Genomic DNA, 23109 nt, shown 5'->3' with positions numbered 1-23109 from the left:
GAACGGCCCGGCCACCTGTTGCAGGTGACCGGGCCGTCGGACGGAGGACGGGCCTCCGCGGGTGTTGCTCGTGCCGGTGCTTACGCGTCCTGGCGCTTCAGGCGGGCGTACGAGCGCTGGCGGGCCTGCGCGTCGAGCTCGACCTTGCGGATGCGGACGGCGTCGGGGGTGACCTCGACGCACTCGTCCTCGCGCGCGAACTCCAGGCACTCCTCGAGGGAGAGCTGGCGCGACGGCGTCATCGACTCGAAGGAGTCGGCGTTCGCCGAACGCATGTTCGTGAGCTTCTTCTCCTTCGTGATGTTGACGTCCATGTCGTCGGCGCGCGAGTTCTCGCCGATGACCATGCCCTCGTAGACCTCTTCGGTGGGGTTGACGAAGAACGTCATCCGCTCCTGCAGGTTCGTGATGGCGAACGGCGTGACGACACCCGAGCGGTCGGACACGATCGAGCCGTTGATGCGGGTCTGGATCGGGCCGGCCCACTCGTCGTAGCCGTGCGAGATCGCGTTGGCGATGCCGGTCCCGCGGGTCTCGGTCAGGAACGACGTGCGGAAGCCGATCAGGCCACGCGACGGAACGATGAACTCCATGCGCACCCAGCCGGTGCCGTGGTTCGTCATGTTCTCCATGCGGCCCTTGCGAGCGGCCATGAGCTGCGTGATCGCACCGAGGTACTCCTCCGGCGTGTCGATCGTCATGTGCTCGTACGGCTCGAGCAGCTTGCCGTTGTCGTCACGCTTCGTGACCACCTGGGGCTTGCCGACGGTGAGCTCGAAGCCCTCACGACGCATCTGCTCGACGAGGATGGCCAGTGCGAGCTCGCCGCGACCCTGGACCTCCCACGCGTCCGGACGACCGATGTCGAGGACCTTGAGCGAGACGTTGCCGATGAGCTCGCGGTCGAGGCGCTCCTTGACCATGCGGGCGGTCAGCTTGTGGCCCTTGACCTTGCCGACGAGCGGGCTGGTGTTCGTGCCGATCGTCATCGAGATCGCCGGGTCGTCGACCGTGATGGTCGGCAGCGGACGGACGTCCTCGGGATCGGACAGGGTCTCGCCGATGGTGATCGTGTCGAAACCGGCGACGGCGACGATGTCACCGGGGCCGGCCGACTCGGCCGGGTAGCGCTCGAGCGCCTTGGTGATGAGGAGCTCGGTGATGCGGGCGTTGACGACGGTGCCGTCGTGCTTGACCCACGCGACCGTCTGGCCCTTCTTCATCGTGCCGTGGAAGATGCGCAGCAGCGCGAGGCGACCGAGGAACGGCGACGCGTCGAGGTTGGTGACGTGGGCCTGCAGCGGGTGCTGGTCGTCGTACTTCGGCGCCGGCACGTGCTGCAGGATGGCCTCGAACAGGGGCTCGAGGTCGTCGTTGTCGGGCAGCGAGCCGTCCGCGGGCTTGTTGCGCGACGCGGCACCGGCACGACCCGAGGCGTAGACCACGGGGACGTCGAGGATCGCATCGAGGTCGAGGTCGTCGACCTCGTCCGACAGGTCCGAGGCCAGCCCGAGCAGCAGGTCCTGCGACTCGGAGACGACCTCGTCGATGCGGGAGTCGGGGCGGTCCGTCTTGTTGACGAGCAGGATCACCGGGAGCTTCGCGGCGAGCGCCTTGCGGAGCACGAAGCGGGTCTGGGGCAGCGGACCCTCGGACGCGTCGACGAGCAGGACGACACCGTCGACCATGGACAGGCCGCGCTCGACCTCGCCACCGAAGTCGGCGTGGCCGGGGGTGTCGATCACGTTGATGGTGATGGGACCGCCCGCGCCGAACTCACCGGCGTGCTTGCCGTTGTAGAGCACCGACGTGTTCTTCGCGAGGATCGTGATGCCCTTCTCGCGCTCGAGGTCGTTCGAGTCCATCATGCGGTCTTCGCCCTCGAAGTGGGCGTCGAACGAGTTGGTCTGCGTGAGCATCGCGTCGACGAGGGTGGTCTTGCCGTGGTCGACGTGTGCCACGATGGCGACGTTGCGCAGGTCGGACCGGGTGGCGAGCGCCATACAGGACATCCTTCAATTTCTGGGAGAGTGTCGGGCCAGCTGGTGATCAACCCCGTTGGTCGATCGGCACCGCACCCGTGGGCAGAACGCCCGACACGCCAGTCTACCGGTAGTTCGCAAGCGACAGGAGTACAGCGCATGAGCCGTCGGCGAACGTGGGTCGAGATCGCCATCGTCCTGCTGCTCTCGCTCGGCGCCAGCGCCCTCTGGTCGATCCTGCAGATCATCGACGACCTGTCGCAGACGACCCCGCTCGGCGAGCAGTCGACGGCGCTGAACACCTCGTCGACGACGGTGCAGTACGTCGATCTCGCCCGGCAGCTCCTGGGCATCGCGGTGGACCTGGCCCCGGTGGCGCTCGTCTGCTACCTGCTGTGGGACACGTCGCGGCCGCACCTCGGCCGGCTCGGGATCGACCGGTTCCGGGCGAAGCCGGACCTGGGCGGCCCGGCGCTCATCGCCCTGTGCATCGGGATCCCGGGGCTCGCACTGTACTTCGCGGGTCGGGCACTCGGCATCACCGTCGCGGTCGACCCTGCCGCACTGAACTCGTACTGGTGGACGGTCCCGGTCCTGCTGCTGTCCGCGATCCGCTCGGGCCTGCAGGAGGAGGTGATCGTGATCGGGTACCTGTACGCCCGGCTCGGCGACCTGGGGTGGGGCCGCTGGCAGGTGATCCTGTCGACCGCTCTGCTGCGCGGCAGCTACCACCTGTACCAGGGGTTCGGCGCGTTCATCGGCAACGCGGTGATGGGCATCGTGTTCGGCTGGATCTACACGCGGTGGGGCCGGCTCCTGCCGCTCGTCATCACGCACGCCCTGCTCGACGCGGTGGTCTTCGTCGGGTACCCCTGGGTGGCGCACGCGTTCCCGCAGTTGTTCTCGTAGGCCACGCCAGCGGCTCGTCGACGCGCCGCTGGCCGTTCAGCGCTCCCCCGAGCGCATCCACAGCCGCCGCACAGCGCGCCGAGGGGCGACCACCGCCGTGCCGCCCTACCGTGAGACCCATGAGCATCCCCGCGATCGGCGAACCGGCCCCGTCGTTCACCCTGCCCGGGATGGTCGTGCGCGGCGGCATCCGCACCGACGACGAGTACGACCTGTCCGCCGAGATCGGCCGGACCGTGGTGCTGGCCTTCTACCCGGGCGACGCGACGGCGGTCTGCACGGCCCAGCTCTGCAGTTACCAGGCCGAACTCGACGAGTTCAGCGACCTCGGCGCGACCGTGTGGGGCATCAGCCCGCAGGCACTCGACTCGCACGAGGGGTTCGCACGCGGGTCCTCGCTCGCGTTCCCGCTGCTCAGCGACACCGCGGGCTCGGTGGTCCGCGCCTACGGGGTGCAGGCACCGGGCATCGGCCTGCGCCGATCGGTCTTCGTGATCGGCCCCGACGGCGTGGTCCGCTGGCGGCACATCGGTCTGGTCGGTCTGCGGTTCCCGAAGGCCGAGACCATCCGCGAACAGATCGAACTGCTCGTTTCGTAGTCCCGGGCGTGGGAGTCCCCTGAATGCGTCGCGATGGGGTATTGACACCCCAACTGGGGGCGACGACCATTGTCGGCACGAGGGTCCGTCCAGGATCTGCCTCCCCGGGGAATCGGGTCGTCCGGAGATACGCGCCGGTGTGTCACACCCGCTCCCCGGGCGTCTCCGGGGAGGCATCTCGTACCCTCGTCCGGTGCCCACCACCATCGTCGCCCCCGGCCTGCGCGCCCTCGCCGTCGTTCTCTGGGTCGTGGCAGTCGTGCTCGTTCCGCTGGCCCTGCTCGGCGGCGGCGCCTGGCTCGTGCCGATCCCGAGCATCGCCGTCGCGTTCGTCGCCTGGGCTGCGCTGTGGCGTCCCCGGATCGAGCTGACGCCGGAGCACCTGCGCATCGTGGACGTCCGGCGGACCAGCACCTACACCTGGTCCCGCATCAGCGAGGTGCGAACGAAGTACGGCATCGAGGTGGTCACCAGCGAGGGCGTCCGCCGTGTCTGGATCGCGACCCGCCCGACGGCGCGTCTCGCCGAGCACACCGGTGACCAGCCGGGAGGCCCGGATCGCCTGGACGTCGACGCTGCGGCCGCGCGGATGCTGGCCCACGTGCCCGCCCCGGCAGCGCAGGACGGCCCACCCCCGTCGACCGTGACGGCTGCGCCGATCACGCACCGCACCCACGGCTGGACGATCCTGGCGATGGTCGTCCTCGGGGTCGCGGCGTCGCTCGCGGCGGCACGGTTCTAGCGTCCGCGCAGTCCGCGCAGTCCTCGCGGCCGTGCCGCACGACAGCGCCCCGACACAGGACGACACCCCCGACGTCGTGCGACGTCGAGGGTGTCGTTCGTGAACGCGGTCGCGACTACTTCGTGTAGCCGACGTCCTGCCACTTGACCGAGGACTGCTGGAACTGCGCCGGACCGTAGTTCACCAGGTCCTTGCGCACACCCCAGGCGTACGGCTCGGCGAACAGCGGGATGGTGCCGGCGACCGCGACGATCTTCTTGTCGATGGCCTGCGCGTCCTTGATGCGAGCGTCCGGGTCGAGCTCGCCGTTCGCCTTGTCCCACGCGGCACCGAGCGAGTCGTCCGTCACGCCGGTGTAGTTCTGGCCGGCGTCGGCGGGGTAGTAGATCGACTTCAGCGACGAGATCGGGAACGGCGTGCCCTGCCACGCGAAGTACGTGGCGTCGAAGTCACGGGTCGTCGTGGTGATGTACTTCGTGAAGAAGTCGTCGGTGGGCACGGTGTCGATGGTCACCTTGAAGCCGGCGAGCTTGGTCTGCTGCTGCACGAGCTGCGCGATGTTCGCCGAGTTCGGGTTGTCCGAGGGGATCACGAAGCGGACGTCGAGTTCCTTGCCGCCCTTGGTCGCGTAGCCGTCCGAGCCGATCTTCCAGCCCGCGTCCTCGAGCTTCGACTTCGCCTTCTCGGTGCTGTAGCCGTAGACGCTCGACACGTCGTCCTGGTAGCCCTCCTGACCGGGCAGGTACGTCAGGTTGTTGAGCACGTCGCCCGGGCTCTTCACCGGCGACAGGATCGCCTGGGCGAGCACCTTGCGGTTGATCGCCTGCGCGAACGCCTGGCGCACGTCCTGGTCCTTGAATACGTCCGATGTGCCGTTCAGCGTGATCTGGCGCTGCGTGGTACCGAGCGACCGCTCGATCTTCGAGTCCGAGCGCGAGTTCGCCGTCTTGAGGTTGTCGGCGCTGCCGTTCAGGTTGAACGCGTCGAGCTCCTTGTTGCCGTACGCCTGGGCGACACCGTCACGGGACACCGTCTTGAAGACGATCGTGTCGAGCTTGCCCTCGTCGCCCCACCACTTCGGGTTCTTCTCGAAGGTCACGACGCCGCCGTTGGCGTCGAAGGACTTCAGGATGTACGGACCACCGGAGACGTACGTCTTGCCGTCGGCCGCGTACGGGCCCTTGGCCCAGGCCTTGTTGAAGTGGTCCGGGGTGTCGACGGCCCAGTACGGGTAGATCGCCGTGAAGACCGACGCCCAGTCGGCGTTGGTCTTCGAGAACGTCATGATGACGTCACGCTCGTCGGAGCCCTGCTTGACCGAGTCCACGTCCTCCCACACGTTGGTGGCGAGGGGCGCGAAGGCCTTGTTCGTGCCGTTCAGCGCCTTCCAGTTCGCGATGACGTCCTTCGCGCTGATCGGGGTGCCGTCCGACCACACGGCCTTCGGGTTGATCTTGATCTCGACGGTCTGGGGCGAGTCCTTCGTCAGCTCGATCGAGTCGACGAAGTCCTTGTTCGCCTCCCACTCGCCGTTCTCCTTGAACTGGATGAAGCTCGGCAGGTAGGTCTGCGAGATCGTCGTGTCGTCGACGGTCCCCGAGTCCAGGTTGAGCAGCTGCCAGTTCGCCGGAGCGGTGTCGATCGGCAGGGTGATCGACCCGCCGTCCTTGACGTCGGCGCGGTCCGCGACGGTCCAGCCGGTCGACTTCAGCGACGACTCGGCGACCGCGGAGTTGTCGCCGCCGGCTTCTCCGCCGCCGGAGCAGCCGGCCAGCACGACGGCAGCAGCCGCAGCGGTGGCCAGGACGGCGATGCCCTTGATCCTCTTTCGCATGGCGAGGATTCCCTTTCGTTGTGGTTCGCGCAGATCGCGCTGGACCGCGTACGGCCCCCGCCGTCGCGCCTGTTGGTTGAGAACCCTAGCCACATCCGAAGGCCGCACAAGGGGCTGTGCGATGAATCGAAACACGCTCGTAACGAATGTTGCATAGCGTCACTTCCGTTGTCCCACCCAGTCGCGCGAACGGCTAGCCTGTCGCCACCGACAACGCCGTCCGGTCGGACGGCCGCACCCAGAGGTCACGAACCACATGCTCGCCTTCATCGCAAAGCGGATCGTCAACTACGTCGTCCTGACGATCGTGGCGACCACGCTCGGGTACATCCTCGCCAGCACGACGCTGAACCCGGCCGCCCGGTTCCTGGGGCGCAACCCCGCCGTGCCGCAGGGCACCATCGAGGCGTCGCTCCGCAAGCTCGGTGCCGATCCGGACACCCCGCTCCTCGTCCGCACCTGGGACTGGTGGGTCGGCCTGGTGACGCACGGCTCGCTCGGCATGAGCACCCGCGGCACCGAGGTGACGGCGGACATCGTCGCCCGCTCCGGCACGAGCCTGCGGCTGCTCGTGATCGGCACACTGCTCGGCGCGGTCCTCGGGGTGCTGCTCGGCGTCTGGAACGCGGTCCGGCAGTACCGCACCTCCGACCAGGTGTCGACGTACCTGTCGTTCGCGGTGCTCGCCACCCCGACCTTCGTCATCGCGGTCGTGCTGATGATCCTGGCGACCACGCTCAACCAGGGCGTCGGGACGCAGGTGATCCGGTTCACCGGCGAGTACACACCGGGGGTGACCGGCTTCTTCCCGGTGCTCGGTGACCGGCTCGTGCACCTCTTGTTACCGACGATCTCGCTGACGATCGGCGCAGTCGCCACCTACTCGCGCTACCAGCGGTCCGCGATGCTCGACGTGCTGTCGAACGACTTCATCCGCACCGCACGGTCGAAGGGCCGCACCCGCGGGTCCGCGATCATGCGCCACGGTGTGCGGGTCGCCCTCATCCCGATGTCGACCTTCTTCGCGTACTCGTTCGGGCTCATCCTGACCGGCGCGAGCATCACCGAGCTGGTCTTCAGCTGGCACGGCATGGGCGAGTACTTCGTCCAGAGCATCAGCAACAACGACATCAACGCGGCATCGGGCACGATCCTCTTCACAGCGATCCTCGTGCTCATCGCAGGGACCCTCGCGGACCTGCTGTACGCCGCGCTCGACCCGCGAGTGAGGGTGTGACCCGTGTCTGTTCTCGACCCCACGACCACGACCACCGCCGGTGATCCCGGCGACGGCAACGCCGGCACCCCGGCGCACGTCATCGAGGTGAAGGGCGGCCGCACCCCGCTGTGGCGCAAGGTGTTCGGCACCTGGCGCGCGCGCATCGGCGGCGGCGCCCTGCTCCTCATCATCCTCTGGGCGTTCCTCGGCCCGTACCTGTACCACTGGAACGCCGTCGACTCCGACGGGCTGGCGTTCGGCATGCCGCCGAGCGCCGCGCACTGGTTCGGCACGAACGACATCGGCCAGGACATCTACGCGCAGACCCTGGTCGGCCTGCAGAAGTCGCTGCTCATCGGCCTGATCGCCGGTCCGGCAGCGACCCTGATCGCCGGCATCGTCGGCGCGATCGCCGGGTACTTCGGCGGCGTCACCGACCGGCTGCTCGTCTGGGTCATCGACCTGCTGCTCGTGATCCCGTCGTTCTACGCGCTGGTGCTGCTCAGCCCGGTGTTCAAGAACCTGACGTGGGTGGCCCTCATCGTCGGCCTCGCGGTGTTCAGCTGGATGGTGATGGCCCGCGTGATCCGCGGGCAGACGATGTCCCTGCGCGAGCGCGACTACGTCAAGGCGGCCCGGTTCATGGGCGTCCCGGCGTTCACGATCATCCGGCGGCACATCCTGCCGAACGTGGCGTCGCTGCTCATCATCGACGCGACGCTCGGCGTCGGCGCCGCGATCCTGGCGGAGAGCTCGCTGAGCTTCTTCGGCTTCGGCATCCAGATCCCCGACGTCTCGCTCGGCACCCTGCTCGCCGCCGGCAGCCAGTCCGCCGTCACCCGCCCGTGGCTGTTCGTCCTGCCCGCCGCGACGCTCGTCGCGACCGTGCTCTCGACCAGCCTGCTCGGCGACGCCCTGCGCGACGCCATCGACCCCACCTCCGGAGCCAACCGTGACTGAGCCGCTGCTCACCGTGTCCGACCTGTCGGTCACGTTCAACCCGAAGACCAAGCCCGTCCACGCGGTCCGGGGCGTCGACTACTCGGTGGCCCCCGGCGAGTTCCTCGGCATCGTCGGCGAGTCGGGTTCCGGCAAGTCGGTCTCCTCGATGGCCGTGATGGGCCTGCTGCCGTCGTCCGCCCAGGTGCAGGGCAGCATCCGCTTCGACGGGCAGGAGCTCGTCGGCAGGAACGACCGTGAGTTGTCGGCGCTGCGCGGTCGGGACATCGCGATGGTGTTCCAGGACCCGCTGTCCGCCCTGACCCCGGTGTACACGATCGGCCAGCAGATCATCGAGGGCCTGCGTCTGCACGACCGCTCCCTCACCCAGCACGCCGCGCGCACCCGCGCCGAGGAACTCCTGCGCATCGTCGGCATCCCGAACCCGGCGCGACGACTCGACGCGTTCCCGCACGAGTTCTCCGGCGGCATGCGACAGCGCGCGATGATCGCCATCGCCATCGCGAACGACCCGAAGCTGATCATCGCGGACGAGCCGACCACGGCGCTCGACGTGACGATCCAGGCGCAGATCCTCGACGTGCTGCAGACCGCCAAGGACATGACCGGTGCGGCCGTCGTGCTCATCACGCACGACCTCGGCGTCGTCGCCGGCAACGCCGACCGCGTCGCCGTGATGTACGCGGGCCGGATCGTCGAGACGGCGCCGGTGCTCCCCCTGTTCCGCGAGCCGGTGATGCCGTACACGATCGGGCTGCTCCGATCGATGCCGAACATGACGTCCGCCCGCACCGAGCGGCTCGTCCCGCTGGACGGCCGCCCGCCCCTGCTCACGCAGAAGCCGACCGGTTGTCCGTTCGCCGACCGCTGCCCCGCCGTCATCGACGCCTGCCGCGACGGCGAACCCGCCCTCGTCGCACCGTCGGTGCCGCAGAGCGCCGACAACCCGGTCCTGACCGGTGCGGTCCAGACGATCGGCAACGGCACCCTGCTCGACGACCACACCGCCGCGTGCATCCGTCGCGACGAGATCGCAGCGGGCACCCTCGAGCGTTCCGAGATCTTCCCCCGCCCCGAGGACGTCCCCGAGGCAGCGGTCGACCACGGCGACGACGTCGTGCTCGAGCTGCAGGACGTCGTCAAGACGTTCCCGCTCACCAAGGGCGCCTTGTTCCGCCGGCAGATCGGCGAGGTGCACGCGGTCGACGGCATCTCCCTGACACTCAAGCGCGGGCAGGTGCTCGGCCTGGTCGGCGAGTCCGGCTGCGGCAAGACGACCACCATCATGGAGATCCTCGAGCTCGCCGGTGCCCAGCACGGCACCATCCGGGTGAACGGCGTCGACACCGCCTCGCTGTCCAAGAAGGACCGTCTGGCACTGCGCCGAGACATTCAGGTCGTGTTCCAGGACCCCATGGCGTCGATCGACCCCCGGCTCGACATCGGATCGGTGATCGGCGAACCCCTCACCGTGCACGGTGTCGCGAAGGACGAGATCCGGCGACGAGTGCGCGACGTGCTCGAGCTGGTCGGGCTCGAGCCGAGCTACATCGACCGGTACCCGCACGAGTTCTCTGGCGGCCAGCGACAGCGAATCGGCATCGCCCGTGCGCTCATCGTCGAGCCGAAGATCCTGGTGCTCGACGAGCCGGTCTCCGCGCTCGACGTCTCGGTGCAGGCCGGTGTGATCAACCTGCTCGAGGACCTCAAGCACCGCCTCGGGCTGTCCTACCTGTTCGTGGCGCACGACCTGTCCGTGGTCCGGCACATCGCCGACGACGTCGCGGTCATGTACCTCGGCCGCATCGTCGAGTACGGCGCCGGCGACGCGGTCTTCTCGGACCCGCAGCACCCGTACACCCGGGCGCTGCTCTCGGCCGTGCCGGTGCCGGATCCCATGGCCGAGGCTGCCCGCGGGCGCATCCTGCTCGAGGGCGACCTGCCCTCCCCCACGGAGCGCATCGACGGCTGCCGGTTCCGCACACGCTGCCCGCTCTACCAGCTCCTCGACGAGGGCCGGCAGGAGCAGTGCCGCACGATCGACCCGGGTCTCGAGCCCGTGCACGGCCGCGGTGTCGCCTGCATCCAGACCGACCAGGAGCACCTGCTCACCGAGCGAGTCGGCGCGGTCGTCTGACGACGCCGGTCACGTGCACCGCTCCAGATCGTGAGCAGGAATGGTCGGGTCCCGTTCGCCGACTCGACCATTTCTGCTCACCGAGCGCGGCAGTGGACGTGACCAGCAGACGGACGGGAGGCCCGGCGCGCGTCGTGCGCCGGGCCTCCCGTCCGTCCCGTGGTCGCGATCGCGAGCCGCGTCAGGCTCCCAGCCACAGGCTGAGCAGCGAGGCGGCGAGCAGCGCCAGCGCGGCTGCGCCGACCGCCAGGGCCGGCACGTCCCAGCCGCGCACGGCGTCGCCGGCGCCGGTGCCGTCGCGGTGCTCGGACCAGCGGTCGAGCAGCACGGTCATCTCGTCCGGCTGCCGCAGGACCGCCCGCTCACCGCGCCGGGCCGGCTTGGGCCGCGGCAGCGACGGGCCGCCCCAGCACTGGATCTTCCGGCCGGCGAAGGTCTCGATCACGATCTGCCATCGGAGCCGGACGTCGGCGACGGCCTGCCAGGGCACCAGGGTGCGGCGGAGCGGGTTGACCACGGTGACCGCGCGCTCGTCGATCACGATGCAAGGGCGGTAGGTCAGGACCCAGAGCGCCCAGACGAGCACGGCGATCGGGCCGGCGGCACGGAGGACGACGTCCCAGCTCCCCCGGAACGCCGCATCGCCGAGCAGGAACAGCCCCAGGACGGCGACGAGGCCGGACGCCACCGCGCCCCCGCGACCAGCGCGGAGGACGACGGGGCGTCCGGCCTCGTTCGTGTCCAGGTGGATCAGCGTCCGAACTCGAACCCGGCGCCGGGGATGGCGGCCAGGAGGTCCTTCGTGTACTGCTCCTTCGGGGCGGCGAAGACCTCGTCGGTCGTCGCCTTCTCGACGATCTGCCCACGGCGCATGACGCACACGTTGTCCGCGACGAGGCGGACGACCGCGAGGTCGTGGGTGATGAACAGGTACGTCAGGCCGAGCTCGGTCTGCAGCTCGGTGAGCAGGTCGAGGATCTGCCCCTGCACGAGCACGTCGAGCGCGGAGACGGCCTCGTCGAGGACGATGACCTCCGGCTTGAGCGCCAGCGCGCGGGCGACGGCGATGCGCTGTCGCTGGCCACCGGACAGCTCGTTCGGGTAGCGGTTCACCATCGACTTCGGCAGCGCGACCTGATCGAGCAGCTCGAGCACCCGGGCACGACGCGAGGCCTTGTCGCCCACCTTGTGCGTGGCGAGCGGCTCGGCGATCGTGTTCCCGACGTTGTACATCGGATCCAGGGAGCCGTACGGGTCCTGGAACACCGGCTGCACGCGGCGGCGGAAGTCGAAGAGGTCCTTGCCCTTCAGCGCGCCGATGTCGATGCCGTCGAACTGCACGGTGCCGCTCGTGATGCTCTCGAGCTGCAGGACGAGCTTGGCGACGGTCGACTTGCCCGAACCGGACTCGCCCACGAGCGCCGTGGTGGTGCCCTTCTGGATCGAGAACGACACGTCGTCGACCGCCTTGAGCTCGCGCGTGGCGAGGCTCTTGCCGCGCAGCTTGTAGACCTTCTCGAGGTTCTTCACCACGATGAGGTCCTCGGCCGGACGGTGCTCGCGCTCCTGGGCCCGGGCGATCAGCTCGGCGTCGTCGGAGCCGGCGTCGGCGATGTCGACGCGCGCGTGCTGCACCTTCGACTGGATGCGGCGGCTCGCGAGGGAGGGCGCCGCGGCCACGAGGCGCTGCGTGTACGGGTGCTGCGGGTTCGCCAGGATCTCCTTCGAGGGACCGGCCTCGACGACCTGGCCCTTGTACATCACGACGAGCTTCTCGGCTCGCTCGGCGGCGAGACCGAGGTCGTGCGTGATGAACAGCACCGAGGTGCCGAAGTCGCGGGTCAGGCTCTCGAGGTGGTCGAGGATGACGCGCTGCACCGTGACGTCGAGCGCACTCGTCGGCTCGTCGGCGATGAGCAGCTGCGGGCGGCTCGACAGACCGATGCCGATGAGCACGCGCTGCCGCATGCCGCCGGAGAACTCGTGCGGGTACTGCTTGAGTCGGGTCGACGCGTCGCCGAGCCCGGCCTCCTTGAGGACCTCGATCGCGCGGTCGCGGACGGCCGCCTTGCCGGTGGCCATGCCGTTCGCACGGATCGCCTCTTCGACCTGGAAGCCGATCGACCACAGCGGGTTGAGGTTCGACATCGGGTCCTGCGGGACGTAGCCGATCTCCTTCCCACGGATCTCGGACATCTCCTTGTCGCTCAGCCCGACGAGCTCGCGCCCGTTGAACTTGATCGAACCGCCGGTGACCTCACCGGTGCCGGGCAGCAGCTTGATGATCGCCTGGGCGCTCGTCGACTTGCCGGAACCGGACTCGCCGACGATGGCCAGGCGTTCGCCCTGCTCGAGGGTGAGGTTGACACCGCGGACGGCCTGCACGAGGCCGCTCTGGGTCTTGAAGCCGACCTGCAGGTCGGTGATCTCGAGCAGCGGCGCACCGGTACCACCGGTGCGGCTGCTGTTCGGCTGGGTCAGTGTCTCGCTCATCGGCGGGCCCTCGCCTTCGGGTCGAGCGCGTCGCGCACCACGTCACCGAGGAGCAGGAACGCGAGCACGGTGATGGACAGGGCTGCCGACGGCCAGAAGATCGTCGACGGGTTCGTGCGGATCGAGGTCTGGGCGGTGCCGATGTCGAGGCCCCAGCTCAGCGCCGACGGCGGCAGACCGATGCCGAGGAACGACAGGGTCGCCTCGGCCACGATGAACGTGCCGAGCGACACGGTCGCGACCACGATGACCGGAGCGAGCGAGTTCGGGATGACGTGGCGCACGAGCGTCCGGAACCGGCTGACGCCCAGGGCTGCCGACGCCATGACGTAGTCGGCCTGCTTCGCGCTCAGCACGGCACCACGCATGATGCGGGCGATCTGCGGCCACGCGAACGCAGCGAGGACGAGTGCGACGGTGATCGCGTTCCGCGCGGGGATGACCGACATGATCACGATCGCGCCGAGGACGGTCGGGATCGAGAAGAAGATGTCACCGATGCGGGACACGATCGTGTCGAGCCAGCCGCCGTAGAAGCCGGCCAGGGAACCGATCACGATGCCGATGACGGACACCAGGATCGTCGCGACGATGCCGACGATGAGCGAGTTCTGGGCACCCCAGATCACGCGGGCGTAGACGTCCGAGCCCTGACGCGTGAAGCCGAGGATGTGCCCGGCCTCGGGTCCGCCGTCGCTGTTGTCGAGGTTCGACGCCCGCGGGTCGACGTGGGCGAAGAGCCCCGGGAAGACCGCGACGACGATGATCAGCAGGATCAGGATCGAGGAGATCCAGAACGTCGGACGGGTCCGCATGGACTCCCACGCGTCGGTCCACAGGGAACGGGTCTTCTCGTCCTCGTTGACCTGGTCGACCGCCTGCAGTGGGGTTTCTTCGAGCGGGGCGACGTAGTGCGTCGCCGAGCGGGGTGCGGCGTTACTTGGCATAGCGGATCCTCGGGTCCAGGACGGCGTAGAGCAGGTCCACCAGGAGGTTGGCGAGCATGAAGATGATGACCATCACGGCGACGAAGGAGACCACCGTCGGGCCCTCGCCGAGCTTGACGGCGCGGAACACCGTGCCGCCGACACCGTTGATGTTGAAGATGCCCTCGGTGACGATCGCACCGACCATCAGGTTGCCGATGTCGACACCCAGGTAGGTCACCACGGGGATGAGCGAGTTCCGGAAGATGTGCACGCCGACGACACGACGACGGGGCAGACCCTTGGCCGTGGCGGTCCGCACGAAGTCGGCGCTCATGTTCTCGGCGACGCTGGCCCGGGTCAGACGCACGATGTACGCGAACGAGACCGAGGCGAGGACGATCGCCGGCAGGACGAGTTCGCTCCACGGCGCCTCACCGGACACCGTGACCCGGAACAGTCCGAGCTTGATGCCGAAGACGTACTGCAGCACGAACCCGACGACGAAGGTCGGCACCGAGATGAGCAGGAGCGACACGACGAGCGCGGTGGCGTCGAACAGCTTGCCCTTGCGCAGACCCGCGATGACGCCGACGACGATGCCGGCGACGGCCTCGAACACGAGCGCGAGGATCGCCAGGCGCGCGGTGATCGGGAAGGCCGATGCGAGCTGCTGGCTGACGGGCAGACCCGAGTAGGTCACGCCGAGGTCGCCGCGGAACACGCCGCCGATCCAGAGCAGGTACTGCACGATGAACGGCTTGTCGAGGTTGTACTGCTGACGCAGCGTCTCGATGACCTGCGGCGACGGCTGCCGGTCGCCGAACAGCGCGGCGATCGGGTCGCCGGGCAGCGAGAAGACCAGGAAGTAGATGAGGAACGTGGCCCCGAAGAACACGGGGATGAGTTGCAGGAGGCGCTTGCCGAGGTACCAGAGCATCAGATCACTGCCCGGTCCGGAGCGATGTCGATCAGGTTCATTGTGGTGAGGGGTGGACGGTCCGAGGGTCGGCACGGATGTCCGGTGCGGGAGGGCGCCCGCTGTGTGGGGGTGTTGTCACCGTGGTACGGGGGTTCGGGGACCTGTGCGGCCCCCGAACCCCCGTCCGGTGATCGCGAAGCAGGATACCTGCTCGCGCTTCGGTCTCTAGGAGACCTGGATCAGTTGTTGACCTCGATGTCGTAGTACAGCGGCACCGAGTTCCAGCCGAACTTCACGTTCGAGACGTTGTCCGCGTTCCAGACACCGGTCACGTTGGAGTACCAGAGCGGGATCTCGGGCAGGTCCTCGAACAGGAGTTCCTGAGCCTGGTCGAAGGACTTGTTGCCCTCTTCGACGGTCGCAGCCGAACGGCCCTTGGCGAGCAGCTCGTTGTACTCCTTGGAGTCGTACCGCGAGTAGTTGTTCGACGAGCCCTCACCCATGGTCGGGCCGAGGAAGTTGTACAGCGACGGGTAGTCGGCCTGCCAACCGGTGCGGCTGCCGCCCGTGAGCTTGTCGTTCGTCTGGAGGTCCAGGGCTTCCTGGAACGTCGGGATCGCGTTGCCCTCGGCCTTGATGCCGAGCGTGTTCGAGATCGAGTTCGTGACCGCGGTCACCCAGGCCTCGTGGCCACCATCGGCGTTGTACGTGATGGTGAGCGTGTCGTCGTACTTCGAGATCTTGTCGGCCTCGGCCCAGAGCTTCTTGGCCTCGGACTCGTCGTAGTCCAGGACGTCCGAACCGTCGAGGTCGTCGTTCCAGCCGGCGATCACCGGGGAGGTGAAGTCCTTGGCCGGGGTGCGGGTGCCGTCGAAGATCTTGTCGGTGATCTGCTTGCGGTTGATCGCCATCGAGACGGCCTCGCGACGCAGCTTGCCCTCTTCACCCTTCCAGTGGTCGAGGTAGTAGGGCAGGTAGATCGCCTGGAAGATCGCGGCGGGCTGGTTGACGTTCGAGTCCGGGAAGTCGGACTTGTAGGTCTTGAAGGCGCTGTCCGGCACGGCGTCGAGGACGTCGAGGTTGCCGCCCTGGGCGTCGGAGTACGCGGTGTCCTGCGAGGCGTAGAACGTGATCGTGAGACCACCGTTCTTCGGCTTGCGCTTGCCCTCGTAGTCCTTGTTGGTGACGAGCTTGATGGACTGGTTGTGGGTCCAGGCCTTCTTGCCGTCGAGCTTGTACGGACCGTTGCCGATCGGGTTCTCACCGAACGCCTTGGTGTCGTCGTAGAACGCCGACGGCAGCGGCACGAACGCCGAGTAGCCGAGCGACAGCGGGAAGTCGGACTGCGCCGACTTCAGCGTGACGGTGAACTCGTCGTCGTCCACGACCTTGAGGCCGGTGAGCTCGGAGTCCTTGTCGGCGTTGTAGCCCTCGATGTTCTCGAAGAAGTAGCTGGCGCCCTGGGCGTTCGACTTCTGGGCTGCCCAGTTCCACGCCTTGGTGAACGACTCGGCCGTGACCTTCTCGCCGTTGGTGAAGGTGTAGTTGGTGTTCAGCGTGATGTCGAACGTCTTCGAGTCATCGGTGTCGATGCTCTTGGCGACCTCGTTGACCGGCTTGCCGTCGGCGTCGTACGAGACGAGGCCCTCGAAGAGCGAGTCGATGATCTTGCCGCCACCGGTCTCGGTGGTGTTCGACGGGATCAGCGGGTTCTGGGGCTCGCTGCCGTTGGTGGTGACGATCCCGGACGCGTTCGCCGAGCCCGAGCCACCCCCGTCGGAGCTGTTGCTGGAGCAGGCGGTCAGGGCGAGTGCTGTGGCCCCGAGCACGGCGAGGGCTGAGAGCCCGGCGCGCTTCTTGATCAAGGTTCCTCCTGGTGCATGGGACGCGCAGGGCACAGCGGTGTCGCCCGGGCGCGTTTGACCTTTGCACTGTAGGCAAGGTGAACAGCGGCGTCCAAACCCTGGAGCGAACGGTTACACGCCGGTAACCAACTTGCACGATCCTTGCGAGAAGATGCAACATTCGCGCGCCTGCCGGTGAAGGGTGCGTTTTTGTTGCATCCGCATGAAATCCATTGCACTGCGTCACACTTCTGTGCAAGTCGGGGGACGGCCGAGCATCGCTCAGGGGTACGGCTCGCGGGCTGCGCCGAGCGGGGAGGACCCGCCGTGGCTGGCGCGCCGAGTGGTCACGAACTGTCGGTCCGCACGGGTTCTGACGACGGTTCGTGACCGGTCGGCGGAACTGCACGGGGTGTCGTGACCACCCGGGACGCGGCCGTGCCCCGTCCGACCCCCGCCGGACACGACCGCGCCCCGCCCGGAGGACCGGACGGGGCACGAGGCGCTCGGCGACGGAGCGCACGGCGACGACGGGGCGTCGGCGCCGGTCGGGATCAGGCGAAGGCCTCGATCGGCGGGCAGGCGCACACCAGGTTGCGGTCCCCGTACGCCTGGTCGATGCGACGCACCGGCGGCCAGTACTTCCGGCCGCTGATGCCCGGCAGCGGGTAGACGGCCTGCTCCCGGGTGTAGGCGTGCACCCAGTCCCCCGAGATCACCGACGAGGCGGTGTGCGGCGCGTGCACCAGCGGGTTGTCGTCCGCCGGCCACTCTCCGCGCTCCACCGCCGCGGCCTCGGCCCGGATCGCGAGCATGGCGTCGACGAAGCGGTCGAGCTCGGCGAGGTCCTCGCTCTCGGTCGGTTCGACCATGAGCGTGCCCGCCACCGGGAACGACATCGTCGGGGCGTGGAACCCGTAGTCGACCAGGCGCTTCGCGACGTCGTCCACCGTGATGCCGGTGGTGTCGCGCAGCGGGCGGAGGTCGAGGATGCACTCGTGCGCGACCAGTCCGTCGTCGCCCGTGTACAGCACCGGGAACGCGTCGCGCAGGCGAGCCGCGATGTAGTTCGCCCCGAGCACCGCGGCCTCGGTCGCACGGGTGAGGCCCTCGAGCCCCATCATCCGGACGTACGTCCATGTGATCGGCAGGATGCTCGGGCTGCCGTACGGCGCGGCACTGACCGGGCCGCCGGCGTGCGCCAGGCGGTCGTCCGCCTCGGCGGCGGTCGCACCGGAGCGCCGGTCGGCCTGCTGTGCGAACGGGTGCCCGGGCAGGAACGGTGCCAGGTGCGCCTTCGCGGCGACGGGTCCCACGCCGGGGCCGCCACCGCCGTGCGGGATGCAGAAGGTCTTGTGCAGGTTGAGGTGCGACACGTCGCCGCCGAAGTCGCCGAAGCGGGCGTGCCCGAGCAGCGCGTTGAGGTTCGCGCCGTCGACGTAGACCTGACCGCCGGCGTGGTGCACGGCGTCGCAGATCTCGCGGATGTCGTGCTCGTAGACGCCGTGCGTGGACGGGTACGTGATCATCAGCGCCGCGAGGGTGTCGGCGTTGGCTTCGACGCGGGCCCGGAGGTCCTCGAGGTCGACGTTGCCGTTCTCGTCGCAGGCCACCACGACGACCTGCATGCCGGCGAGCACGGCGGACGCGGCGTTCGTGCCGTGCGCGCTCGACGGGATCAGGCAGACCGTGCGCTCGCTGTCGCCGTTGGCCTGGTGGTACCCGCGGATGGCCAGCAGTCCTGCGAGCTCACCCTGGCTGCCGGCGTTCGGCTGCAGGGACACGGTGTCGTAGCCGGTGACCTCGGCGAGCCACGACTCGAGGTCACCGATCATGTCGAGGTACCCCTCGACGTCCTCGCGCGGTGCGAACGGGTGGATGTTCGCGAACTCCGGCCAGGTCACGGCGGCCATCTCGGTCGCCGCGTTGAGCTTCATCGTGCAGCTGCCGAGCGGGATCATGCCGCGGTCGAGCGCGTAGTCCTTGTCGGACAGGTGCTTGAGGTACCGCATCATGCGGGTCTCGCTGCGGTGTGCGCTGAACACGGGGTGCGTCAGGTACTCGCTCTCGCGCTGCAGGGCGGCCGGGAGGCCCGTGGCTGCGTCGCGCACGGCGGTCTCGGTCGCGGGGACGGTCACGTCCACCGCCCCGAGCACGCCCGCGAGCGCCACGACGTCGTCGGGCGTGGTCGTCTCGTCGACGGACAGCTGGAACGTGTCGGCGTCCACGACGTGCAGCAGGTAGCCGGCGTCCTGTGCTGCCGCGACGATCGCCTCGGCGCGACCGACGGCCCGCAGGGTGAGCGTGTCGAAGAAGGCGTCGTGCACGACCTCGACCCCGGCGTCACGCGCCACGGCGGCGAGCGCCCCGGCGGTCCGTGCGACCCGGCCGGCGATGAACCGCAGACCCTCGGGCCCGTGGTAGACCGCGTACATCGAGGCCATCACGGCGAGCAGGACCTGCGCGGTGCAGATGTTGCTCGTCGCCTTCTCGCGGCGGATGTGCTGCTCGCGGGTCTGCAGGCTGAGGCGGTAGGCCATCTGGCCGTCGGCGTCGAAGGACACCCCGACCAGCCGACCGGGCAGCTGTCGCTCGAGGCCGGCGCGCACCGCGAGGTAGCCGGCGTGCGGGCCACCGAAACCGAGCGGGACGCCGAAGCGCTGGCTCGTGCCGACGGCCACGTCGGCACCGAGGTCGCCGGGGCTGGCGAGCAGGGTCATCGCGAGCAGGTCGGCTGCGACGACGGCGATGCCGCCACCGGCGTGCACCCGCTCGATGACGGACGTCGGGTCGACGATGCGGCCCGAGGCGCCCGGGTACTGCAGGATGACGCCGAACGCATCGTCGAGCTGGTCGTCGCTCGGGCCGTCGGCAGCGTCGAACGCGCGCAGCGTGATGCCCACGGCGTCGGCACGGTGGTCGAGCAGCGCACGGGTCTGCGGCAGCAGGTCGGCGTCGACGAGGAACGCGTCGCCCTTGACCTTCGAGGCGCGGCGGGCGAGGAGCATGCCCTCGACCACGGCGGTGCCCTCGTCGAGCATCGAGGCGCCGGCGGTGGCCATGCCCGTCAGGTCGGACACCATCGTCTGGAAGTTGATGAGCGCTTCGAGGCGGCCCTGCGAGATCTCCGGCTGGTAGGGCGTGTACGCCGTGTACCAGCTCGGGTTCTCGAGCACGTTGCGCTGGATCACCGCGGGCGTGTGGGTGCCGTGGTAGCCGAGGCCGATCATGGCGCGGCGGACGGTGTTGCGGCCGGCCTTGGCGCGCAGTTCGGCCAGCGCCTCGGTCTCGCCGACGGCGGCCGGGATCACCGAGTCGGCGACGGGGCCGACGTGGATGGACTCCGGGATCGCCGCACGGACCAGCGCGTCGACCGACGGCTGTCCGACGACGTCGAGCATGGCCTGCTGGTCGGCCGGGGTGGTGCCGATGTGGCGGTCGGCGAAGGACGTCTGGAGGTTCTCGAACGCGGTCATGCGATGGAGGCCCGGTACGCGTCGTGGTCCATCAGGTCCTCGGGGAACGAGGTGCCGTCGACCTTGATCTTCACGAGCCAGCCGGCACCGAACGGGTCCTGGTTGACGGTGTCAGGGGTGTCGACGACGGCGTCGTTGACCTCGACGACCTCGCCCTCGATCGGTGCGAAGAGCTCGCCGACGCTCTTGGTCGACTCGATCTCGCCGATCTGCGCGCCGGCGGTCGTGGCGGTGCCGACGGCGGGGAGCTCGACGTAGACGACGTCACCGAGCTGCTCGGCGGCGTGGTCGGTGATGCCGACGGTGACGGTGTCGCCCTCGACGAGCAGCCACTCGTGGTCGGCCGTGTACTGGAGTGTGGTCTGGTCGGTCATGGGGTCAGCCTTTCGAGGCGCGGCGGTAGAAGGGGAACGCGGAGATCGTGCTGGGGACGGCAGTCCCGCGGACGTCGATGTGGAGGGCCTGTGCCCCGTCCGACACGGCCGCGAGCGCGGCGGGGTCGACGAAGGCCATCGCGACGGGGTGGCCGAGCGTCGGCGAGAGCGCGCCCGAGGTCACGGTGCCGACGACGGTGCCGTCGAGCACGACGTCGTAGCCGGCGCGGGGAGCACGGCGTCCCTCGGTCACCAGGCCGACGAGCACCCGGGCGTCCGCGGACGGGGTGACGCCGGCAGCCCCGACGAAGTCGCCGTCCTTCGCGACGACGCGGCCGAGGCCGGCCTGGGCCGGACGGACGTCGGTGCCGAGTTCGTGCCCGTACAGGGGCATGCCGGCCTCGAGCCGCAGCGTGTCCCGTGCGGCGAGCCCGGCGGGGACGACCCCGCGGTCGGCACCGGCCTCGAGCAGGGCGTCCCACAGCACGGGGGCGGTGTCCGGGGCGGTGTAGACCTCGAAGCCGTCCTCGCCGGTGTACCCGGTCCGCGCGACGAGCACGTCAGCACCGTCGAACAGCGCGTGCAGCACGCGGTAGTACCCGAGTTCGTCGAGCGGGGTCTCGGGCTGCAGGCGGTCGGCGACGACGAGCGCGTCCAGCGTGCCGGCAGCCGCGGGGCCCTGGATCGCGACGAGGGCCGTGGTGTCGGAGTCGTCGGAGACCTCGACGTCGAACCCGTCGGCACGGGCGGTGAGCGCGCTGACGGCGACGTCGCGGTTGGCCGCGTTCGCGACGACCAGGAAGACGTCGTCGTCGGTCCGGTACACGACCAGGTCGTCGAGGATCCCGCCGTCCTCGGCGAGCAGCAGCGAGTACTTGGCGCGGCCGATCGGCATCGTGCCGAAGGACCCGGCGAGCGCGTGGTCGAGGAAGGCGACTGCGTCGGTGCCGGTCACCCCGATCTCGGCCATGTGCGACAGGTCGAAGACCCCGGCGGCCTGGCGCACGGCGTGGTGCTCGGCGAGGTCCGACGAGTAGCGCACGGGCATGCGGTACCCGGCGAAGTCGGTGAAGGTCGCACCGGCGGCCTCGTGCACGGCTTCGAGCGGCGACGAACGCTGACCCGGCGTGGGCAGTGGGGACGGACTCATGGCGGAGTTCTCCTGGCATCGGCAGGGCCCGGCGACGATCGCCGGGTGGAACTCCCCCTCTGTCATGGGCCTGAGAGTTTCACCGCGGCCCGTGAGGTCCGGCGGCTTTCACCGTGGGCGAGACGACCGAGCGTCTGCTTTTCAGAGTGGCCTGTCCGCTGCGGTGTGGGACCTGAGAGATTGACGGGGGGATTGCTCCTTCGGTGCCGTGCGTGCGCCCGAGGGCGCGGTGTACCCGAGGGCACGACGTACCCGGAGGTACGTGCACGGCGTCTCCCGCGACGGATGAGCGGCCGGTGTGTTCAGTTGTCCGCGACGAGCATACCGAGGCCGCGTTTCGAGCGTGTGTCGCGAACGGCCGTTCGACATCTCGTAGAATGCGGGGATGGCCGGACAACGATCGCGCCCCCGCGGGCAGCTGGAGCAGGCGGTGCTCGACGCACTCCGCTCCGCCGACGCCGGGCGCACCGCACGCCAGGTGCTCGACGCGTTCCCGGAGCCCCGCCCCGCGCTGACGACCGTCCTCACCGTGCTCGACCGGCTCGGCCGCAAGGGCCAGGTGGAACGCGAGCAGCACGACGACGCTCCCCTGACGTTCCGCGCCGTGCACAGTCGCGACGAGCAGACCGCCTCCCTGATGTCGAGCGCGCTGGCCGCATCGTCCGACCGCGAGGCCGCGCTGCTGCGGTTCACCGGCTCACTCGCCTCGGACGACCTCGAGGCCCTGCGCCGCGCCCTCGACGCCCGCGCCCGCCCCTGACCGGCCGCGCACCGTGGTCGTCGCCGGCATCGCGCTCATCGTCCTCGCACTCGCGGTGGTGGTGTTCGCACCCCGGGTCCTGACCCGTTCCGCCTGGACGATCGACCTGCCCCGCACCGCGCTGGTCTGCTGGTCGGTCGCGGTCCTGCTCGGCGTCGTCGGCTTCGTGGCCGGCATCACCCTCGTGGTGCTCGCCGACCGTCCGGTCACCGAGCTGTTCGGCGGGGACGACTCCCCCACGCACGGCTTCAACGTCGGCGTCGCGCTGCTCGCGGTCGTCGCGTTCGTCGTTGCGGTCCGGGTGCGCCCCGGTCCGGAACACGAGGCCGTCCGGCAGGCGATGCGTTCCGGCGTCGCCCCGCACCGCGAGATCGACGGCACCCCCGTCGCCGTCGTCGAGGCCGACCACGCACTGGCGTGCGCCGTGCCGGGTCGGAGCGGTGGCGTGCTCGTCAGCACCGGCTTGGCAGACCGGTTGCGCACCGACGAACTGGAGGCCGTGGTCGCCCACGAACGCGCCCACCTGACCCAGCACCACGCGGCTGCGGTCGCGGTCGCGGAATCGATCGAACGTGCGGTCCCGTGGGTGCCCGGCGCGCGCGCGATGGCGCGGTCGACGCGTGTGCTCGTCGAGTTCGCCGCGGACGACGCGGCGGCCCGTCGCGTCGGACGCGACGCACTGCGCCGGGCGGTGCTGGTGGCGGACGGGAGCAGCGCGCTCGGGGCGATCCGTGCCTCCAGGCTGTCGTAGCGCCCCTGTCGGAGGCGAGGAATAGGGTGTC

Annotated in this window: 18 protein-coding genes and 1 riboswitch; of the genes, 8 read left to right on the top strand and 10 right to left on the bottom strand. The window is 69.4% G+C overall.

Translation table 11 applies throughout. From position 1 onward, the window contains the following. Positions 1 to 80 precede the first annotated feature (80 nt). Positions 81 to 2003, bottom strand: a complete 1923-nt coding sequence (gene typA / locus Q9R26_RS09760) for a translational GTPase TypA (protein WP_182065228.1) — start codon at positions 2001 to 2003, stop codon at positions 81 to 83. 138 nt (positions 2004 to 2141) lie between these two features. Here typA and Q9R26_RS09755 point away from each other — a divergent pair, with 138 nt between their 5' ends. The 3 genes from Q9R26_RS09755 to Q9R26_RS09745 all read left to right on the top strand — a co-directional run bounded on the left by Q9R26_RS09755 (position 2142) and on the right by Q9R26_RS09745 (position 4232). Next, the gene (locus tag Q9R26_RS09755) at positions 2142 to 2891 is read left to right on the top strand and encodes a CPBP family intramembrane glutamic endopeptidase (protein WP_182065227.1); all 750 of its coding nucleotides are present in this window, start codon (positions 2142 to 2144) and stop codon (positions 2889 to 2891) included. A 119-nt stretch (positions 2892 to 3010) separates the two neighbouring features. Next, positions 3011 to 3490: a peroxiredoxin gene (locus tag Q9R26_RS09750; protein ID WP_182065226.1), complete on the top strand. Its 480-nt coding sequence runs from the start codon at positions 3011 to 3013 to the stop codon at positions 3488 to 3490. 193 nt (positions 3491 to 3683) lie between these two features. Continuing rightward, positions 3684 to 4232 carry a PH domain-containing protein gene (locus Q9R26_RS09745; RefSeq protein ID WP_311227166.1) on the top strand — a complete coding sequence of 183 codons (549 nt, stop codon included), beginning with the start codon at positions 3684 to 3686 and terminating at the stop codon, positions 4230 to 4232. Positions 4233 to 4347: 115 nt separating this feature from the next. Here Q9R26_RS09745 and Q9R26_RS09740 read toward each other — a convergent pair whose 3' ends face one another. Continuing rightward, positions 4348 to 6066 (bottom strand): ABC transporter family substrate-binding protein, encoded by a 1719-nt coding sequence (locus tag Q9R26_RS09740; protein ID WP_311227165.1) that lies wholly within the window; start codon positions 6064 to 6066, stop codon positions 4348 to 4350. 256 nt (positions 6067 to 6322) lie between these two features. On the opposite strand from Q9R26_RS09740, the gene Q9R26_RS09735 reads away from it, so the two are divergent. Genes Q9R26_RS09735 through Q9R26_RS09725 form a run of 3 tightly spaced genes read left to right on the top strand, consistent with a single transcriptional unit; the run spans position 6323 to position 10382 of the window. Then, positions 6323 to 7303, top strand: coding sequence for an ABC transporter permease (locus Q9R26_RS09735; protein ID WP_311227164.1), 981 nt, complete (start codon positions 6323 to 6325; stop codon positions 7301 to 7303). A gap of 3 nt (positions 7304 to 7306) precedes the next feature. Continuing rightward, complete coding sequence (locus Q9R26_RS09730; RefSeq protein WP_209133588.1) at positions 7307 to 8245, top strand: ABC transporter permease; 939 nt, start codon at positions 7307 to 7309, stop codon at positions 8243 to 8245. After that, positions 8238 to 10382 (top strand): ABC transporter ATP-binding protein, encoded by a 2145-nt coding sequence (locus Q9R26_RS09725; protein ID WP_311227163.1) that lies wholly within the window; start codon positions 8238 to 8240, stop codon positions 10380 to 10382. The genes Q9R26_RS09730 and Q9R26_RS09725 overlap by 8 nt, the downstream gene beginning before the upstream one ends. Before the next feature lie 181 nt (positions 10383 to 10563). On the opposite strand, the gene Q9R26_RS09720 is transcribed toward Q9R26_RS09725, so the two are convergent. The 8 genes from Q9R26_RS09720 to gcvT all read right to left on the bottom strand — a co-directional run bounded on the left by Q9R26_RS09720 (position 10564) and on the right by gcvT (position 21567). Next, positions 10564 to 11070 (bottom strand): PH domain-containing protein, encoded by a 507-nt coding sequence (locus tag Q9R26_RS09720; RefSeq protein ID WP_311227162.1) that lies wholly within the window; start codon positions 11068 to 11070, stop codon positions 10564 to 10566. A 62-nt stretch (positions 11071 to 11132) separates the two neighbouring features. Beyond that, the gene (locus tag Q9R26_RS09715; RefSeq protein WP_259580687.1) at positions 11133 to 12875 is read right to left on the bottom strand and encodes an ABC transporter ATP-binding protein; all 1743 of its coding nucleotides are present in this window, start codon (positions 12873 to 12875) and stop codon (positions 11133 to 11135) included. Then, entirely contained in the window at positions 12872 to 13822 is a 951-nt protein-coding gene (locus Q9R26_RS09710) for an ABC transporter permease (protein ID WP_182065220.1), read from the bottom strand. The genes Q9R26_RS09715 and Q9R26_RS09710 overlap by 4 nt, the downstream gene beginning before the upstream one ends. Beyond that, positions 13812 to 14741, bottom strand: a complete 930-nt coding sequence (locus Q9R26_RS09705; protein WP_027464553.1) for an ABC transporter permease — start codon at positions 14739 to 14741, stop codon at positions 13812 to 13814. Before Q9R26_RS09705 ends, Q9R26_RS09710 begins: the two co-directional genes overlap by 11 nt. A gap of 221 nt (positions 14742 to 14962) precedes the next feature. Continuing rightward, positions 14963 to 16588, bottom strand: a complete 1626-nt coding sequence (locus Q9R26_RS09700) for an ABC transporter substrate-binding protein (protein WP_182065219.1) — start codon at positions 16586 to 16588, stop codon at positions 14963 to 14965. A gap of 533 nt (positions 16589 to 17121) precedes the next feature. Next, positions 17122 to 20043: an aminomethyl-transferring glycine dehydrogenase gene (gene gcvP / locus Q9R26_RS09695; RefSeq protein WP_311227161.1), complete on the bottom strand. Its 2922-nt coding sequence runs from the start codon at positions 20041 to 20043 to the stop codon at positions 17122 to 17124. Further along, positions 20040 to 20417 (bottom strand): glycine cleavage system protein GcvH, encoded by a 378-nt coding sequence (gene gcvH, locus Q9R26_RS09690; protein WP_311227160.1) that lies wholly within the window; start codon positions 20415 to 20417, stop codon positions 20040 to 20042. The genes gcvP and gcvH overlap by 4 nt, the downstream gene beginning before the upstream one ends. Before the next feature lie 4 nt (positions 20418 to 20421). After that, a complete protein-coding gene (gcvT, locus tag Q9R26_RS09685; RefSeq protein ID WP_311227159.1) occupies positions 20422 to 21567 on the bottom strand; it encodes a glycine cleavage system aminomethyltransferase GcvT in 1146 nt (381 codons plus the stop codon). A gap of 49 nt (positions 21568 to 21616) precedes the next feature. Then, positions 21617 to 21722: riboswitch (glycine riboswitch) on the bottom strand. Positions 21723 to 21952: 230 nt separating this feature from the next. On the opposite strand from gcvT, the gene Q9R26_RS09680 reads away from it, so the two are divergent. Further along, on the top strand, positions 21953 to 22327 hold the full coding sequence (locus tag Q9R26_RS09680; protein ID WP_311227158.1) for a BlaI/MecI/CopY family transcriptional regulator: 375 nt from the start codon (positions 21953 to 21955) through the stop codon (positions 22325 to 22327). Between the two features lie 13 nt (positions 22328 to 22340). After that, the gene (locus tag Q9R26_RS09675; RefSeq protein ID WP_111092456.1) at positions 22341 to 23078 is read left to right on the top strand and encodes a M56 family metallopeptidase; all 738 of its coding nucleotides are present in this window, start codon (positions 22341 to 22343) and stop codon (positions 23076 to 23078) included. Positions 23079 to 23109: the final 31 nt, after the last annotated feature.

The organism is Curtobacterium sp. BRB10, assembly GCF_031844325.1.
Classification (GTDB): domain Bacteria; phylum Actinomycetota; class Actinomycetes; order Actinomycetales; family Microbacteriaceae; genus Curtobacterium; species Curtobacterium poinsettiae_A.
This window is presented reverse-complemented; position numbering and strand designations above follow the sequence as displayed.